General features: G+C 49.9%; 16 protein-coding genes and 1 other annotated feature. Of the genes, 15 read left to right on the top strand and 1 reads right to left on the bottom strand.

The window, feature by feature from the left end; genetic code table 11:
* Positions 1-3: 3 nt before the first annotated feature.
* The 15 genes from spoVAE (at position 4) to leuS (ending at position 15,324) form a co-directional block, all read left to right on the top strand.
* Complete coding sequence (gene spoVAE, locus ABGV42_RS23740; protein ID WP_239299757.1) at positions 4-354, top strand: stage V sporulation protein AE; 351 nt, start codon at positions 4-6, stop codon at positions 352-354.
* A gap of 206 nt (positions 355-560) precedes the next feature.
* The gene (locus ABGV42_RS23745; protein WP_095289796.1) at positions 561-1,517 is read left to right on the top strand and encodes an AAA family ATPase; all 957 of its coding nucleotides are present in this window, start codon (positions 561-563) and stop codon (positions 1,515-1,517) included.
* 3 nt (positions 1,518-1,520) lie between these two features.
* Positions 1,521-2,768: a DUF58 domain-containing protein gene (locus ABGV42_RS23750; RefSeq protein ID WP_347383974.1), complete on the top strand. Its 1,248-nt coding sequence runs from the start codon at positions 1,521-1,523 to the stop codon at positions 2,766-2,768.
* The gene (locus ABGV42_RS23755) at positions 2,765-4,978 is read left to right on the top strand and encodes a transglutaminase TgpA family protein (protein ID WP_347383975.1); all 2,214 of its coding nucleotides are present in this window, start codon (positions 2,765-2,767) and stop codon (positions 4,976-4,978) included. Before ABGV42_RS23750 ends, ABGV42_RS23755 begins: the two co-directional genes overlap by 4 nt.
* A 109-nt stretch (positions 4,979-5,087) precedes the next feature.
* Complete coding sequence (locus ABGV42_RS23760; RefSeq protein ID WP_095289801.1) at positions 5,088-5,615, top strand: YqeG family HAD IIIA-type phosphatase; 528 nt, start codon at positions 5,088-5,090, stop codon at positions 5,613-5,615.
* Positions 5,612-6,739 (top strand): ribosome biogenesis GTPase YqeH, encoded by a 1,128-nt coding sequence (gene yqeH, locus ABGV42_RS23765; protein ID WP_347383976.1) that lies wholly within the window; start codon positions 5,612-5,614, stop codon positions 6,737-6,739. The genes ABGV42_RS23760 and yqeH overlap by 4 nt, the downstream gene beginning before the upstream one ends.
* Positions 6,740-6,781: 42 nt before the next feature.
* Positions 6,782-7,651 carry a shikimate dehydrogenase gene (gene aroE, locus ABGV42_RS23770; protein WP_347383977.1) on the top strand — a complete coding sequence of 290 codons (870 nt, stop codon included), beginning with the start codon at positions 6,782-6,784 and terminating at the stop codon, positions 7,649-7,651.
* 85 nt (positions 7,652-7,736) lie between these two features.
* Complete coding sequence (gene yhbY, locus ABGV42_RS23775; protein WP_095289806.1) at positions 7,737-8,027, top strand: ribosome assembly RNA-binding protein YhbY; 291 nt, start codon at positions 7,737-7,739, stop codon at positions 8,025-8,027.
* A gap of 13 nt (positions 8,028-8,040) precedes the next feature.
* Entirely contained in the window at positions 8,041-8,631 is a 591-nt protein-coding gene (locus ABGV42_RS23780; RefSeq protein WP_347383978.1) for a nicotinate-nucleotide adenylyltransferase, read from the top strand.
* Complete coding sequence (gene yqeK, locus ABGV42_RS23785; protein ID WP_347383979.1) at positions 8,615-9,181, top strand: bis(5'-nucleosyl)-tetraphosphatase (symmetrical) YqeK; 567 nt, start codon at positions 8,615-8,617, stop codon at positions 9,179-9,181. The genes ABGV42_RS23780 and yqeK overlap by 17 nt, the downstream gene beginning before the upstream one ends.
* Before the next feature lie 17 nt (positions 9,182-9,198).
* Positions 9,199-9,546 carry a ribosome silencing factor gene (rsfS, locus tag ABGV42_RS23790; RefSeq protein WP_347383980.1) on the top strand — a complete coding sequence of 116 codons (348 nt, stop codon included), beginning with the start codon at positions 9,199-9,201 and terminating at the stop codon, positions 9,544-9,546.
* On the top strand, positions 9,543-10,448 hold the full coding sequence (locus ABGV42_RS23795; RefSeq protein ID WP_347383981.1) for a CvfB family protein: 906 nt from the start codon (positions 9,543-9,545) through the stop codon (positions 10,446-10,448). Before rsfS ends, ABGV42_RS23795 begins: the two co-directional genes overlap by 4 nt.
* A 113-nt stretch (positions 10,449-10,561) precedes the next feature.
* On the top strand, positions 10,562-11,332 hold the full coding sequence (locus ABGV42_RS23800) for a class I SAM-dependent DNA methyltransferase (RefSeq protein ID WP_347383982.1): 771 nt from the start codon (positions 10,562-10,564) through the stop codon (positions 11,330-11,332).
* A gap of 157 nt (positions 11,333-11,489) precedes the next feature.
* Entirely contained in the window at positions 11,490-12,446 is a 957-nt protein-coding gene (locus ABGV42_RS23805; protein ID WP_347383983.1) for a phosphotransferase family protein, read from the top strand.
* A 96-nt stretch (positions 12,447-12,542) separates the two neighbouring features.
* Positions 12,543-12,808 (top strand) — a binding site (T-box leader).
* A 71-nt stretch (positions 12,809-12,879) separates the two neighbouring features.
* The gene (leuS, locus tag ABGV42_RS23810; protein ID WP_347383984.1) at positions 12,880-15,324 is read left to right on the top strand and encodes a leucine--tRNA ligase; all 2,445 of its coding nucleotides are present in this window, start codon (positions 12,880-12,882) and stop codon (positions 15,322-15,324) included.
* Here leuS and comER read toward each other — a convergent pair.
* A complete protein-coding gene (gene comER, locus ABGV42_RS23815; protein WP_347383985.1) occupies positions 15,305-16,150 on the bottom strand; it encodes a late competence protein ComER in 846 nt (281 codons plus the stop codon). The genes leuS and comER overlap by 20 nt on opposite strands.
* Positions 16,151-16,326 lie beyond the last annotated feature (176 nt).

A 16,326-nucleotide genomic window follows, 5' to 3' on the forward strand; every position in this document is an offset into this window, starting at 1 on the left:
ACGATGCAATTTTTATGGGCATTTATTGTGGGAGGCTTAATCTGTGTGGTGGGTCAACTGCTGATGGATGGCGTCAAGTTGACGCCGGCTCACACCATGAGTACGCTCGTTGTGGCAGGCGCGGTTGCGGATGCGCTCGGATGGTATGATCCACTGGTTGAATTTGCAGGAGCAGGGGCATCCATCCCCATTACGAGTTTCGGCAATTCATTGGTGCACGGGGCATTGACCGAGCTTGAAAAAGTAGGATGGATCGGGGTTATTACCGGGATCTTCGACTTGACGGCAGCAGGGATATCCGCCGCGATAATCTTCTCCTTTCTCGCCGCGCTGGTGGTTCGGCCGAAAGGCTGACAAGACACAGCCGAATGGTTTTAGCCATATGTATTACACTGAAAGGCTCCGGATGATTATATCCGGGGCTTTTTGTCGCAATCATGCGAGAATGGCGGCCAATCTGACGGCTGGAAACAAATTGTGATTCTCTTCGAGTGTACTCGGGCCTGTTGTTCATGTACAATAAAAGGAAATCTGTATGCTTTTTTAGGAGGTTAGACCACATGCCTGTGCGCAAAGAGTCGATCCAAATCATTTCAGCAGTTCGTTCTAATCTGGAATCATGCATAATGGGGAAATCCTTTGAAATTCAACTTTTGCTCACAGCTTTGCTTGCAGGCGGACACGTTCTGATTGAAGACGTACCCGGAACAGGCAAGACACAGTTGATCAAAGCATTATCGAAATCCATGCGCGGAGAATACCGCCGCATTCAATGTAATCCTGATATTTTGCCAAGTGATATTACAGGTGTATCCGTATTCCACCCGCGTGACGAGCGCTTTTATTTCCGTCCGGGTCCAGTCATGACCAACATACTTCTGGCGGATGAGATCAACAGGGCAACAACGAAGACCCAGTCAGCCCTGCTGGAAGTCATGGAAGAACGCAGTGTAACGGTTGATGGAGATACCTATGATCTGCCGCACCCGTTCATGCTCTGTGCTACACAGAATCCAATTGATTTTGAGGGAACCTATACTTTGCCGGAAGCGCAGCTCGACCGGTTTATGCTGAAAATAAGTCTGGGTTATCCGGACAAGGATATCGAGAGAACGCTACTGAAGCAGCATCAGTCAGGTCAGCCTGTGGACCGGCTGGAGTCCGTAACCCACATGGACCAGATTTCGGCGATTCAGCAGGAGATCAAAGAAGTCTTTATCGGCGATCCGGTCATGGACTACCTGCTTGATGTCGTTCGCAATACACGTTCGCATCCATCCGTGCTGCTGGGGGCCAGCCCGCGTGCGGCCATTTCATTCATGATGGCGGTGAAGGCGTTTGCCTTCCTGCAGGAACGTGATTATGTGCTCCCGGATGACGTGAAAACGATGGCACCGTATGTCCTCTCCCATCGGATTGTACTGCGTCCTGAAGCGAGACTGGACAGCATGAGCTCTGAAGCCGTACTAAATTCTGTACTTCAGCAGGTTCGTGTGCCCGTCTCCATGGGGCAATAATTCATGAAGCCGCTTTTGAGTAATGTCAGAAGAGGAATGCGCCACCCTCGCGTATGGAGTATCGCGGCGGTGTGGATTTGTTGCTTGACCTATGTATTGTTCCAGGGCGGGAAGACATCCATCATGCTGCTCTCGATGGTGACCCTCCTTTGTCTGTATCTCGCCATTGCCGGATTCAGCGGAGTAAGACGTGCGCGCGGTGTACGAATGCTGTCATCAGGCCAGGACCATGAAGAATTGCTGCATGCCGGTGACCAGGTTCAGGTGAAGCTTCAACTGACCATTCCCGGATTTTTGCCGCTGCCTTACGTGGTCGTCCGTGAAATGTTGCATCGTCATAACGGGGAATCCTGGTCCTTTAGGGAGAGCCTGATTCCTAACATGCGGGGAAATGGGGAGCTGTCTTTTCAGACCCCGCCCCTGGAGCGCGGCAAATATGCGTTTTCCGAAACGGAATGTGCAAGCGAGGATATCTTTGGACTGATTGAGCACCGCGGTACATTCAAGGCCAAAGGCGAGTTCAGGGTGCTGCCCCGCACCGTATTCATACCGTACTGGCAGCTGTACGATCGTAAATCACGACTGTCGGGTCCACAAACCGCTCAGACGCGTTCCCGCAGGGAAACGACTCAAATCAACGGTGTTCGTGATTATGTGTATGGCGACAGGCTGTCCCGCATTCACTGGAACGCTACAGCCAAGACAGGAACATGGAAATCCAAGGAGTTCGAACATGAGTCGGTACCCAAAACCATTCTTGTACTTGATGCTCTGGCGGGCAGTTATGAGCAGGGAGAAGCGTTTGAGCTGGCTGTTTCCACTGCGGCTTCGCTTTTGGAGTATGGTACGAGAGAACGGATGGGCATGGGGCTGATGACGCTATCTGACCAAACGACGCTGCTTCCCCCAAGCGAAAGCCTGCTTGAACGGCAGAAGATGATGCATCACCTGGTGGATGTTCAGCACAATGGTCAGGATAAAAGGCTGCTGCCCGGCATTGAGAAGCTTGCTCGTCAGCTGCCGCAGGGCGCTTATTTTGTTGTGATATCTCCCCAAAAGGATGAAAAAGTACTGGAATTGCTGCGGTGGGCTGATACTCGTGGGATGACTCCTTGCCATATTATCATTGACACCAAGGAGTCACGTCAGACTGCCGAATGGTCCGCAATGCTGCGAGGAAGAGGCACGAGATCCTTTGTTGTTTCCCATCTGCAGGAACTTCCAACGGTTATGGGGGGAGGTTCTGTATGAGTACGAATAGTAGAGAACAGTTGATGGGGAAAAGATCCTGGTACCACGCAGCGTCGCTGCTCTGGATTTTCCTGATCGGCATGCAGTGGATCTCGTTTACACAGGAATCCTGGTACACCGAGACGACTTCATTGGTATTATGGACGCTGGCTGCAGTCAGTGTACTGGAGATTATTTTACCATTCAAACCGATATACCGAACCGTAATCAAGGCTATCGTTCTCATTTATATTTTGCATAAAACGCTTATTGATTACTCGGTCTACATTCCTTACGGTACATTGACCGATCGCACGGAGCAATTTCTGCTGCATTTGACCCCGTACATCTGGTTCTCCCTGTGTGCATGGGTCATGCTCGAAGCTGCTCTTCGTCTGGTGACTACAACACGCCGTATCCTTGTCTTTCTGGGTGTGAACATCGTATCGATGGGTATTCTGGATTCGTTCACCCAGATTCAGCTCTGGATCGAAGTGGCCTGGGTCATGTTTGCCGGGATGGGGTGGCTGGTTTGCCAGCACTTCCGCAATTTCCAACTGAACTATCCACAAGGCTGGAAGCGCCTGCTGCGTTATCCGTACAAAATCCTGGCGAACATAGCGATCATATTTTCACTGATTATTGTAGCGAGTGTAAACATGCCGGAAGTACCGCCTACGTTGACTGATCCTTATACGGCATGGCGTAACTATACCGGAAGCCCCGCCAGTCAGACAGGTAACGGGACACTGGACATTCCAAATTCCACTGAGTCCGGATACAGCCGTGAAGATAACCAGTTGGGCGGTGGATTTAATTTTGATTACACGCCTGTCATGTCGGTAACAACCAATGAGCGAAGTTACTGGCGCGGTGAAACCAGGGAAGAGTACACCGGTACAGGGTGGGATGACCGCAGACGGGTGTCCACAGAAGATGTAGAGCTTGGACAAACGCTGGAGAATGAGGATGCGGGCAGCGTGAACACCAAGCAAGTTACTCAAAACGTAACGATGCTGAACGATAATGTGTATCCAATCCTCTTCGGTGCGTATTCCATAACCGAAGTGAGCTCGGTCAATGGCGAGAACGAATCAGGCCGGATGCTGTGGAATGCGAATCAGGCAGAACTGCACATCGTAACAGATCGGCAGCAGCCGCAATTTCCCAAAACGTATACGGTAATATCCGAAGCACCAGTCATCGTGGAAGATGAGCTCCGAACCAAGACCTTTGATGAGCTATATGGAAGCAATCCCGCAGATGACATGTACCTGCAAATGCCTTCCCGGTTCCCGGATAGAGTGACGGAGCTCGCAGCCGAAATAACGGCTACGGCAAATACGCCGTATGAAAAAGTGGCATTACTGCAAAACTACTTACAACAAAACTTTAACTACACCAACAATCCCGATTTATCCCGAAAAGTAAGCAGTGATTTTGTTGAAGGATTTTTGTTTGACATCCGCGAGGGCTACTGTGACTATTTCTCTACGGCGCTCGTCATGATGGCACGTTCGGAAGGTATACCTGCCCGCTGGGTAAAAGGTTATGCTCCTGGGCAAATGTCTCTGAACTCTGACATGCAGGCACCGCGCCAGCCCGGTTCGGAAATTGAGACGACGTATACCGTGACCAATGCAGATGCCCACTCCTGGGCTGAGGTTTACTTTGGCGAATACGGCTGGATTCCGGTTGAAGCGACACCTGGCTTCGATATGCCACTGTTGACGGAACAGCCTGATGCACAGCCAGTAGACGAGCCTGAAGAACAACCGGAGGAAGAACAGGTTGTGGAAGAAGAGCAAGTACCTGCACCTGAACAAGCAGCATCCGGCATTCCCGCGTTTGTGATCTGGGCAGCGGTGGCTGTACTTGCACTATGGGTTGCATATATGTTCTGGCGGAATCGCTTCTCACTACGTTTCTGGGTTCTGCGTCTGCGCACCGGCGGACCTCTTACGCCTGAGCAGAAGGTTGTTGCAGAGACGGAACGCTGGATTCGCTATGTGAAACGAAAAGGATTGACCCGAAGCGGAGACGAGACCCTGCGTGAGTCTGTCAACCGATGGAGTCAGGCCAAGCCGGCTGCAGCTGCAACGCTGCAGGAACTGCTGGCGATGTTTGAACGGACGCGTTACAGCCCGGCTTCCGTTACTTCGGATGATTGGAAGGCTGTCTATGAGACGGCCTTGAAGCTGCGCAAGGAACTCAAAGCGGAACGGGCATAGAGGATGCCCGTCCCGTTTTTCCTTTTTCCCATACCATCAGGCACTGTATGCATTTTCAGGAAAGACGGATTTGTGATATAGTGTGTCGTATGAAACTGAGGTGACTTCTTTGTTTAAAATGTTAATGCCCAAGCTGCGAGTAGACACGGTTTTTGACATAAATCTGGAAGAGCTGTACGCTCAAGGCTACCGTGGAATTATAACTGACCTGGATAATACGCTTGTCGGTGCGAAAGCCCCTGATGCTACGCCGGAACTGATTGAATGGTTTGCGCGTGTGAAAGAGGCGGGTTTCAAGCTGATAATCGTGTCCAATAACAATTTGAATCGTGTATCTTTGTTTGCGACTCCGCTGGATATCCAGTTTGTGCATAGTGCACGCAAACCATCGAATGCACCGTTTCGTAGAGCAATGAAGATGATGGAGCTAACTCCAGAAAAAACGATTGTGGTAGGCGACCAGATGCTTACGGATGTATATGGAGGCAACCGACTGGGACTTTATACGGTCTTGGTACTGCCCATTTCCATTGGTGATGAAGGTTTCATGACCCGCTTCAATCGTCGCGTGGAACGGATTGCTCTAACCAGTTTACGCAAGAAAGGCTTATGGCTCGAGGAGGAAAAGAAGAAATGACAGAAACGCATAACGGCAATCTTGCCGTAAGATGCAGTGGATGCGGAGTGCATCTGCAAACGGAAACTCCGGAGAAACCGGGATTTATCCCGGAGAAAGCGCTGGATCGTGAACCGGTCATATGTCAGCGGTGTTTCCGGATCAAAAACTACAATGAGTCATCATCCGTCACGGTGGATCAAGACGAATTCCTGGCTCTTCTCAGCAAAATCGGGGATAAGGATGCACTTGTCATCCATATCGTTGATCTGTTTGACTTTGACGGCAGCATTATTTCCGGTCTGCAGCGTTTTGTAGGGAACAATCCGGTACTGCTGGCTGTCAACAAAACGGACCTGCTTCCCAAAGTAACCAACTGGAATAAGGTTCGTAACTGGGTGCAGAAGCAGGCTAAGGAGCAAGGTTTGCGTACGGTGGACGTTGTGCTCTGCAGTGCCAAGCAAAACCAGGGATTCGATCGTCTGTTGGAGCTTGTTGGTACGTATCGCGAGGATCGTGACGTTTACGTGGTTGGCGGTACCAATGTGGGCAAATCCACATTAATTAACCGTCTCATCCGTGACTACAGCGATTTGGAACAGGAATTGACAACGTCCCGTTATCCGGGAACGACGCTGGATATGGTCAACATTCCTTTGGATGATGGAAAATATATTATCGATACGCCGGGAATCGTTTATCCATGGCGTTTCAGTGAGATCGTATCACGCAAGGATCTGGCGGCCATTATGCCGGACAAGCCGCTCAAACCGGCCGTTTATCAATTGAATGCCGGTCAGACGCTGTTCTTTGGTGCAATGGCTCGTTTTGATTTCATTGAAGGTGATCGCCAGTCCTTTACTTGTTATACAAGCAATGCAATTGATATTCACCGGACAAAACTGGAGCGTGCCGACGATCTGTATCGTGACCATGCCGGAGAACTGCTGTCCCCGCCAAGCCGTGAGGATGCAGCTGATATGCCTGAATGGACACGGCATGAGTTCCGTATCAAACGCGGCAGCCAGTCCGATGTGTTCATATCCGGTCTGGGCTGGATCAAGGTCAATGGTGAGAATGGGGCGCTTGTCGCTGTACACGCACCAAAAGGCATTCGAGTACTGGTTCGTCCATCTTTGATCTAGTTATAAGGCAAATTGATTTCTCAATAGATCGGAGGCGGACGCATGTCAGAACAAAAGAATACCCATACTTCACTTCCTGTTTTGCTTGGAGTCTTTGGTGATCCGATTGGACATTCCAAGTCGCCTGCCATGCATAATGCGGCTCTTGCGACAGCGGGTGTGAACGGATTGTACATGCCGCTTCATGTTCGTCCAGAGCAGCTGGAAGCAGCTGTTAAAGGCATTGTTGCCCTGGGATATCGGGGTGTTAATGTAACGATACCGCACAAAGAAGAGGTAATGAAATACCTCGATGTCATTGATGAAAGTGCGCGGCTGATTGGTGCGGTGAACACGATCGTTAATGATAACGGTAAACTGACAGGGTACAATACCGATGGTATTGGTTATGTTCGTTCGTTGAAGGAAGAAGCAGTACCGGAACTCACGGGCAAGAAGATCGCCGTTCTTGGGGCAGGAGGTGCTGCAAGAGGCGTCATCTATGCTCTGGCAATGGAGAAGCCGGAACGGATTAGCATCCTGAACCGTACTGCGGAGAGAGCCGAGGGCCTTGCCTCCGATTTGAGAGGACATGGATTGGCTAACATCACAGGCAGCGGCATGGAAGAAGCTTCAGCTGTACTGGCCTCGGCCGATATCGTTATTAACACTACGGCGGCAGGCATGCATCCACATGTCGATGATGTTCCTGTGAATCCGGAGCTGATTCGCGAAGGTGCGGCCGTGAGTGATTTAATCTATAATCCGCTGGAGACGCGCTTGCTTCGAGAAGCACGTCTGCGGGGATGCGTCGTGCACGGCGGCCTTGGCATGTTTGTGTTTCAGGGCGCGGTCGCTTTTGAGCACTGGCTCGGCATTCCTGCCCCAGTAGAGACCATGAGACACGCTGTATTGGATAGTTTTAATAAGTGAAAAATATAATTGAACGGACAGGCAACAAACAGACGATCAACGCTGTGAAAGTGGCCTGCCGGGCATAAGGAGTTATGGAGTAATTATGTTAAACGGTAAACAAAAGCGCTTTTTGCGCTCACAAGCACATCATCTGACCCCTGTATTTCAGATCGGCAAAGGGGGCACCAATGATCATCTGTTCCGTCATATCGAAGAGGCAATTGAGAAACGCGAATTGATGAAAGTGCAAGTGTTAAACAACTGTCTGGATGACAAAAACGAAATCGCTGAAGAAGTGGCCCGGGAAACCGGTAGCGAACTGGTGCAGATCATCGGAAGCACTATCATCCTGTATAAGGAATCACGCGACAACAAACAAATCGAACTTCCTTAGGACGGTGACACGGGTGAAGATTGGCATCATGGGCGGGACGTTTGATCCGATCCACATGGGACATCTGCTCGCAGCCGAAGCTGCAAGAGATTCACATGCCCTGGATGAGATCTGGTTTATGCCTTCCCATGTTCCGCCCCATAAACGTGGAGCGGGAGCTTCGGGACAGCAGCGCCTTGAGATGACTGAGGCTGCGGTAAAAGGTGTAGAACAGTATGAAGTGCTGGGCATCGAAATGGAACTCGGTGGTGTTTCCTATACGATCGATACAATGAAGGAACTGTGGCGTCGTTATCCGGAGCATGAATTTTATTTCATTATCGGAGCGGACATGGTGAACTATCTTCCGAAGTGGGAACAGATTGAAGAGCTGGCAGCGAAATTAACCTTTATCGGTGTGGGTCGGCCAGGGTTTCAGCTGCATCTGGATGACCTGCCGGAGGAACTGCAGGACAGCGTTTTGCTGGCCGAGATGCCCCTGGTGGACATTTCATCCACGGCTGTTCGCAGGAGACTCGCAAAAGGGCACTCGGTACGATTCATGATCCCTGATGAAGTGCATCAATATATTGTAAGGAGCGGTTTATATGGGACTAAGCCGTGAAGAATTAATTAAGGCTGTTTCAGGTCAGATGCCGGAGAAGCGTTGGAAGCATACCCTTGGCGTAATGGAAAAGTCCGTTCAGTTGGCTGAAAAGTATGGTGCGGATCCCGTCAAAGCTGATCTGGCAGCCATTCTGCATGACGTCGCCAAGTACTGGCCTGTCTCAGAGATGGAAGCAGTCATCCGTGAAAACGGATTGAACGAAGAGCTCCTACAGCATGACAAGCAGCTCTGGCACTCGGAAGTAGGTGCTTTCGTGGCACAGCGCGATTATGGTGTGGATGATCCGGAAATTATTAACGCGATCCGCTGGCATACTTCAGGGCGTGTAGGGATGAGTCTGCTCGATAAGGTCGTATGTCTTGCTGACTATATCGAACCGGGGAGAGATTTCCCGGGCGTAGATCACATTCGTGAGCAGGCAGAGCGCAGTTTGGAAGAGGGGCTGATTGCCGGCTTTGATTCCACGATCAGCTTGCTGATCTCGCAGCGCCGCGTCATTTATCCGCTGACGATGTTATCGCGGAATGATCTGATTGCACACTTATAAAATATGGAGGTTGGTTCATGACAGTATCATCGAAAGAACTTATGAATATGGCGGTAACTGCCGCTGACGATAAAAAGGCATCTAATATTGTAGCACTGGATCTGATGGGCATCTCTTTGGTTGCAGACTATTTTGTCATCTGCCACGGGAATTCCGATACACAGGTACAGTCCATTGCAACGGAAATTCGCAAACAGGCGCATGCAGCTGGCGTTGACATCAAAGGGATCGAGGGCATGGATTCCGCACGTTGGGTGCTGATGGATATGGGCGACGTGGTTGTGCATATTTTCCATCGTGATGAGCGCGAATATTACAACATTGAACGGCTGTGGTCTGACGCCAAAGTGGTGGAAACGGTATGAGTTTGATTGCAGGAACGGTCGTCTCCTTGCCGGTTGATCGTGAAGTATCTCCCTTTGGCTACTTTTTGACGACAGGATCGGAAGATGTACTGCTTCACTATACGGAGCTTACGCGGGATGTAAAAATCGGGGAAACGCTTGAGGTCTTTTTGTTCTTTGATACAGAGGACCGTTTGGCAGCGACAATGAAAAAACCATATCTCACTCTCGGTGAAATGGCGCGATTGGTTGTGGCAGATGTACATCCACGCCTCGGCTGTTTCCTCGAAATGGGACTTGGACGGCAATTGCTGCTCCCCATCCGTGAATTGCCCGAATTGGAAGAACTGCGTCCACATGTGGGCGATGAAGTTTTTGTTATCATGGAACATGACAAGCAAGGACGTCTTCGCGCCAAATTGGCTGGCGAACGCGAGCTTGCGCCACTGTCGTTCCACGCTCCAACCTCTTGGTTGAATGAATGGGTGGAAGCAACCGTGTACAAGCCTTTGCAAATGGGTACATTTGTGCTCGTAGAGGGCGGAGTACTTGGCTTCGGTGCCATCGGCATGATCCATTCGTCCGAACGCAACAGAATGCTGCGACTTGGCGAGAAGGTGAAGTGCCGGGTAACGTTGGTTCGTGAAGACGGACGTGTTAATCTGGCCATGTCACCTCGCAAAGAGGTAGGCCGTAATGAAGATGCGGACAAACTCCTGGCGTTCATGAAAGATCGTCCTATGGGCGGTATGCCTTATTCGGATGCAACTCCACCGGATATCATCAAGCAGCGCTTCGGAATTAGCAAATCTGCTTTCAAGCGTGCTTTGGGCAAGCTGATGAAAGACGGACTGGTGACGCAGAAGGAAAACTGGACGTACTTGACGGAGTCAGCTCCTGAAGATTCGAGTGAAAGCAAGTAATCGTTAACGTCATATTGGACCTGAGAGAAGGCAGGGCAAGGCTGGGTGAACTCCGGACGCCCCTGCTTTTTCTTTTGGAATCCGAAAATGAAATTGAAAGTGCGGTGCCTGACATGTCTTACCGTAAATTTGCTTATGTGTACGATGAATTAATGGAAGATATGCCTTATCCGGACTGGATAAGGTTTGCAAGAACAGCCTGGGAGCAGCATGGCATGCCAAAGAGCGTAGCCGAACTTGGATGCGGAACAGGATCTATTACGATCCCGCTGGTTAACTCGGGTTTTGAAGTAACGGGCATTGACCTGTCTGCCGATATGTTATCCGTGGCGCGAAGCAAGATGGAGGGAACCCCTCAAGGTCATCGCTTGTATCGTGAAGGCAGCGTCCGCTGGGTTCAGCAGGATATGCGGGATTGGAGAGTACCTGAACCAGTAGACTCCGTAATCTCCTTTTGTGACTGCATTAATTATCTGCTTGAAAAGGAAGATGTTATTCGCACGTTCCAGCGTACCTATGAGATGCTGAAGCCCGAAGGGACGTTCCTGTTTGACGTACACCACCCTGACACCTTGATTCGTTATGAAGAAGAGCAGCCTTTTGTGCTGGATGAACGCTCTGTATCCTACATTTGGACCTGTGACATGGATCGTGAACGGTGTGAGATTGAGCATCATCTGAGTATCTTCTCCCGAGTGGATAATGGCAGCAAGGACATGTACCAGCGTTTTGAAGAGGTTCACGTTCAGCGTGCATACGATCCCGATTGGATGAAGCTGGAGCTGACAAAAGCCGGGTTCAGAGATGTACGCGTATATTCAGATTTCGAGTGGAAAGAAGCTGGAGAAGGCGCACAGCGGCTTTTTTATGTCGCAGTGAAATAGAATTGCTAATGGAAGCTACCCTTATGAGGATAAGGGTGGTTTTTTATTTTGTGATGAAAGGCATTGTCAGCAGCGGGAGAGGAAGCCATAATGGATGTATGGAAAACGCTTTCTGGAATTGGCATAGAATTTGTATTCATGAAAAGGCGGGTGCAAAATGGAAAGTACATATAAAACAAGGCTGACTTCAGAACAGCTGAATGCCATTGCGAGGCAACATTTCAACACAGGCATCCAGGAATATAAGGAAATGATTGACGGATGGGCCAACCATGCTTATTGTATCTCGCTGGATAACGGGCAGGTGGTGGTGCTCAAAATCGCTCCTACTAACGTCGATAAAACATTGCGTTGTGAGCAGGATCTTCTGATGGCTGAAGTTCAGGCACTGCGTCTCGTGGAAGAGCTCCGGGATGTGCCCGTCCCCCGTGTATTGGCGTGTGATACATCGTGCAGTCTTGCTCCTGCGGATTACTTTATTATGGAATTTATGCCCGGCACGCCCTATAACAAGGTCAAAGATCAGTATAGTGAAGCAGAACAGGCAGGGATCGAACAGCAGCTTGGTGCATACAATCGTCGGATCAATGAGATCAAAGGAGAGAAATTCGGCTATTTCTCAGAAAAGAAACCAAAGTATAGCACTTGGAAGGAAGCATTTCTCAGTCTGATGGATGACCTGCTTACCGATGGTAAAGAGGCTGGCGTAAGTCTTCCTATCGATTATGATGGCCTTGCACAATTGATTATGGAGAAATCGGATGTGCTGAATGATGTTAACGAGCCGGCTCTTATTCACTGGGATTTGTGGGATGGCAATGTATTTGTGGAAGAGGGGCGGATTACAGCCATTATTGATTTTGAACGTTCCCTTTGGGCGGATCCCCTGATGGAACACTATTTCAGTCATTTTAATTATACACCAGGGTTTGTAAGGGGGTATGGGAGGGCCATCACAACCGATAGCGAACGAAAACGAAGAAGCTTGTACGATCTGTATTTTGATCTGGTGCTGTGGATCGAATGCACATATCGTCAATATGATAACAAGGAACACATACAGTGGGCGATTAATAACTTGGAAGAAGGCATTGAGCGGTTTCGATTGTCCTGAGCCGAATGCTGAAGAACCGCATCATTTAAAGTCCAACAAAACACGCAATATTGACTTTAGTCTTGCTTTTTTATATAATGGTCCCGATATTGTATACATATTTCGATGATAAGGAACAGTAGTGAGTCCTGTACATGACAGAGAGTCGGCGGTTGGTGCAAGCCGATTGACAGTATTTCACGAACTCGCCTTGGAGAAATGCGGTGATTACACCATCCTGTGCTTGAATGTCTGGCATTTCGTTCAGGAATGGAAATCCGCATCGGTTAACCGCCGTTACAGGTCCAAAGGGAGTGGATGACGAAGCACGTTCGTCCGCTAACTAGGGTGGTACCACGGGAATTCAACCTCTCGTCCCTAGCGCTGCAAACGCTATGGATGCTGAGGTTTTTTTGTTGCAATAAATGTGAATAACCAAGAGGAGGAACAATAGATGAGTGAAAATCACCAGCCGAAGCACGGCTATCAGCCGCAGGTTATGGAGAAAAATTGGCAGCAGTACTGGGATGAGAACAAAACGTTTAAAACAGGTGAGGATCCGGGTAAACCGAAGTTTTATGCACTCGATATGTTCCCATATCCATCCGGTTCAGGTCTGCACGTAGGTCACCCGGAAGGTTATACGGCAACGGACATCGTTTCCCGTTTCAAACGCATGCGCGGTTACAATGTGCTGCATCCGATGGGCTGGGATGCTTTCGGTTTGCCTGCTGAGCAGCACGCTCTGGACACGGGTGAGCACCCGCGGGAAATTACGTTCCGCAACATCGACAACTTCCGTCGTCAAATCAAGTCTCTTGGTTTCTCGTACGACTGGGATCGTGAGATTAGCACAACGGACCCTGAATACTACAAATGGACGCAATGGATCTTCATCCAGCTGTACAAAAAAGGCCTGGCATATGTGGATGAAGTGCCGGTTAACTGGTGTGAAGCGCTCGGTACGGTACTGGCTAACGAAGAGGTTATCGACGGCAAAAGTGAGCGCGGTGGTCATCCGGTTGTACGCAAACCGATGCGTCAATGGGTACTGAAAATCACGGAATATGCTGAACGCTTGCTGGAAGATCTGGAAGAGCTGGACTGGTCCGAGAGCATCAAGGATATGCAGCGTAACTGGATTGGCAAATCGACGGGTGCAGAGGTTGTATTCGCCATTGAGGGTAGCGAAGAAGTTATCAAAGTGTTCACCACACGTGCGGATACCCTGTTCGGTGCAAGCTTCGCCGTTCTTGCTCCTGAGCATGAATTGGTCGATGCCATTACGACAGCAGAACAGCGTGAAGCTATTAAGGCTTACCAAGAGCAGGCGGCTCGCAAAAGTGATCTGGAACGTACGGATCTGGCCAAAGAAAAAACAGGTGTATTCACTGGTGCCTATGCGATCAATCCGGTTAATGGTGCGAAACTGCCTATCTGGATTGCGGATTATGTACTGGCAGGATACGGTACAGGAGCTGTTATGGCGGTTCCAGGCCATGATGGTCGGGACTGGGAATTTGCGAAACAGTTCGGTCTGGACATCATTGAAGTTATCCAGGGTGGTGACGTGACACAAGAGGCGTATGCCGGTGACGGACCGCATGTGAACTCCGACTTCCTGAACGGACTGAATAACGAAGAAGCGATTGCGAAGATGATTGCATGGTTGGAAGAGAGCGGTAAGGGACAAGGAAAAACAACGTACCGTCTGCGCGATTGGTTGTTCAGTCGTCAGCGTTACTGGGGTGAGCCGATTCCAATTCTGCACCTGGAAGATGGAACGATGAAGACCGTACCGGAAGATCAACTTCCTTTGCTGCTGCCGGATATCGACCAGATCAAACCTTCAGGTACTGGGGAGTCACCACTGGCGAACGTAACGGATTGGGTGAATACCGTAGATCCAGAAACGGGAATGAAAGCACGCCGCGAGACTAATACGATGCCACAATGGGCGGGAAGCTGCTGGTACTATCTGCGCTTTATCGATCCACACAACGACAAAGAGCTGATCTCCCAGGAGAAACAGCAGCAGTGGTTGCCGGTTGACCTGTACATCGGGGGAGCCGAGCATGCCGTGCTTCACCTGCTGTATGCTCGTTTCTGGCACAAAGTGTTGTATGATCTGGGCGTGGTGAGTACCAAGGAGCCATTCCACAAACTGGTGAACCAAGGTATGATTCTGGGAACCAATAACGAGAAAATGAGTAAATCCCGTGGCAATGTCATTAATCCGGATGAAATTGTGAATGAATTCGGAGCCGATACATTGCGTCTCTATGAGATGTTTATGGGACCTTTGGAAGCTACAAAACCGTGGAACGCTAACGGGGTAGAGGGCATGTACCGCTTCCTGTCACGCGTATGGCGTCTCTTCATCAACGAGGACACTGGAGCGATCAACGACAAGATCACTGTGGATGGCGGAACGGAAGAATTCAAACGCACAGCTCACAAAACGATCAAGAAAGTTACGGATGACCTGGAACATCTGCGTTTCAACACAGCGATCAGCCAGTTGATGATCTTCATCAATGATGCTTACAAAGCCGATACACTGCCACGTGAAGCGATGGAAAACTTCGTACAGCTGCTGTCCCCACTGGCACCGCACATGGCGGAAGAACTGTGGAGCCGCCTTGGACACGAAGGAGGAATCTCCTACGTAGCTTGGCCGGAGTATGATGAGTCCATGACGGTAGATGCTGAAGTGGAGATCGTTGTACAGGTAAATGGTAAAATCGTAACCCGTGCAACAATTGCTAAGGATCTTGATGCACAAGGCATGCAGGACTACACGATGGAACTGGCGACTGTCAAACAGGCTCTGGAAGGCAAGACCATTCGCAAGGTCATTGCCGTTCCAGGCAAACTCGTTAATATTGTTGCCGGTTAATTTCACCGGCTCTGAATACTTCATCCAGCTTTAACAAGTCTTCTTCGTACTTGTCATGGGTTGTATGGATGAGGCTGTCGAATACACCGTCCAGGCTGTTTTTCATTAAAGCAAGTGCCTGGGCGGTAATGCCGCCGGGTACTGCAACGCGAGCCTGAAGCTCTTGGGGTGTATATCCTCCTTCCGTAAGCAGCTTGCCTGTTCCGAGGAGCATTTCACCTGCAAGAGCGCAGGCATCTGCGCGTTTGATCCCTGTAAGTTTGACGGCACTCTCGATCCATTGTTCCAGGAAGAAGGATATGAATGCAGGTCCGCAGCTGGAAAAGTCGGATGTAATGCGGGTGCAGGCTTCATCGACTTGGTAAGGTCTGCTGAAGTGACTGAGAAGCCCTTCCAGAACGGAACGGTCCTCAGGAGTCATGCGTTCGCCATGAATGCACAGGGATGCTCCGCTGCCGACCTGGTGTGTAACGCTGGGAATAATCTTGGAGACTTTGCAAGGAAGTGAAGATTCCAGATGGCGCAGCTGCACGGGACTCGTAATCGAGACGATGATGTGATTGGGATTTACGACAGGCAGAATGTCGTCAATAACATGCTTAAATTCGAGTGGCTTCACGCATAGAAATATGATGTTGCTTCGGATGACAGTTTCCCGATTGCTCTGCGATTCATGCAGACCGGGATAACGGAGGGATAACTGACGCACTTTGGAAGGGGTCCGATTGCTTGCAGCGATCTGCCGAGGCTCGAGTGCTCCGGACTGAATCAAGGCATAGATCAGCAGGCTTCCCATGCTGCCGGTTCCGATAAATCCAACCTTCATTGTTTCAGGCCTCCTTTCATGCTTTACGGTACTGGCGCAGTTCGTTCCTTCTATTCTATGCATCAGGACTTGTATGACATGACATGAAAAAAGCAAAGCTATGATTTCACCAGTAACATTCAACGGTTCGGAAGCACCGCCCGTGTTCAGAATATTTTATTTTGAAGACAGGGAGA

Origin of the sequence: Paenibacillus pabuli (genome assembly GCF_039831995.1) — a bacterium.
GTDB classification, from domain to species: Bacteria; Bacillota; Bacilli; order Paenibacillales; family Paenibacillaceae; genus Paenibacillus; species Paenibacillus pabuli_C.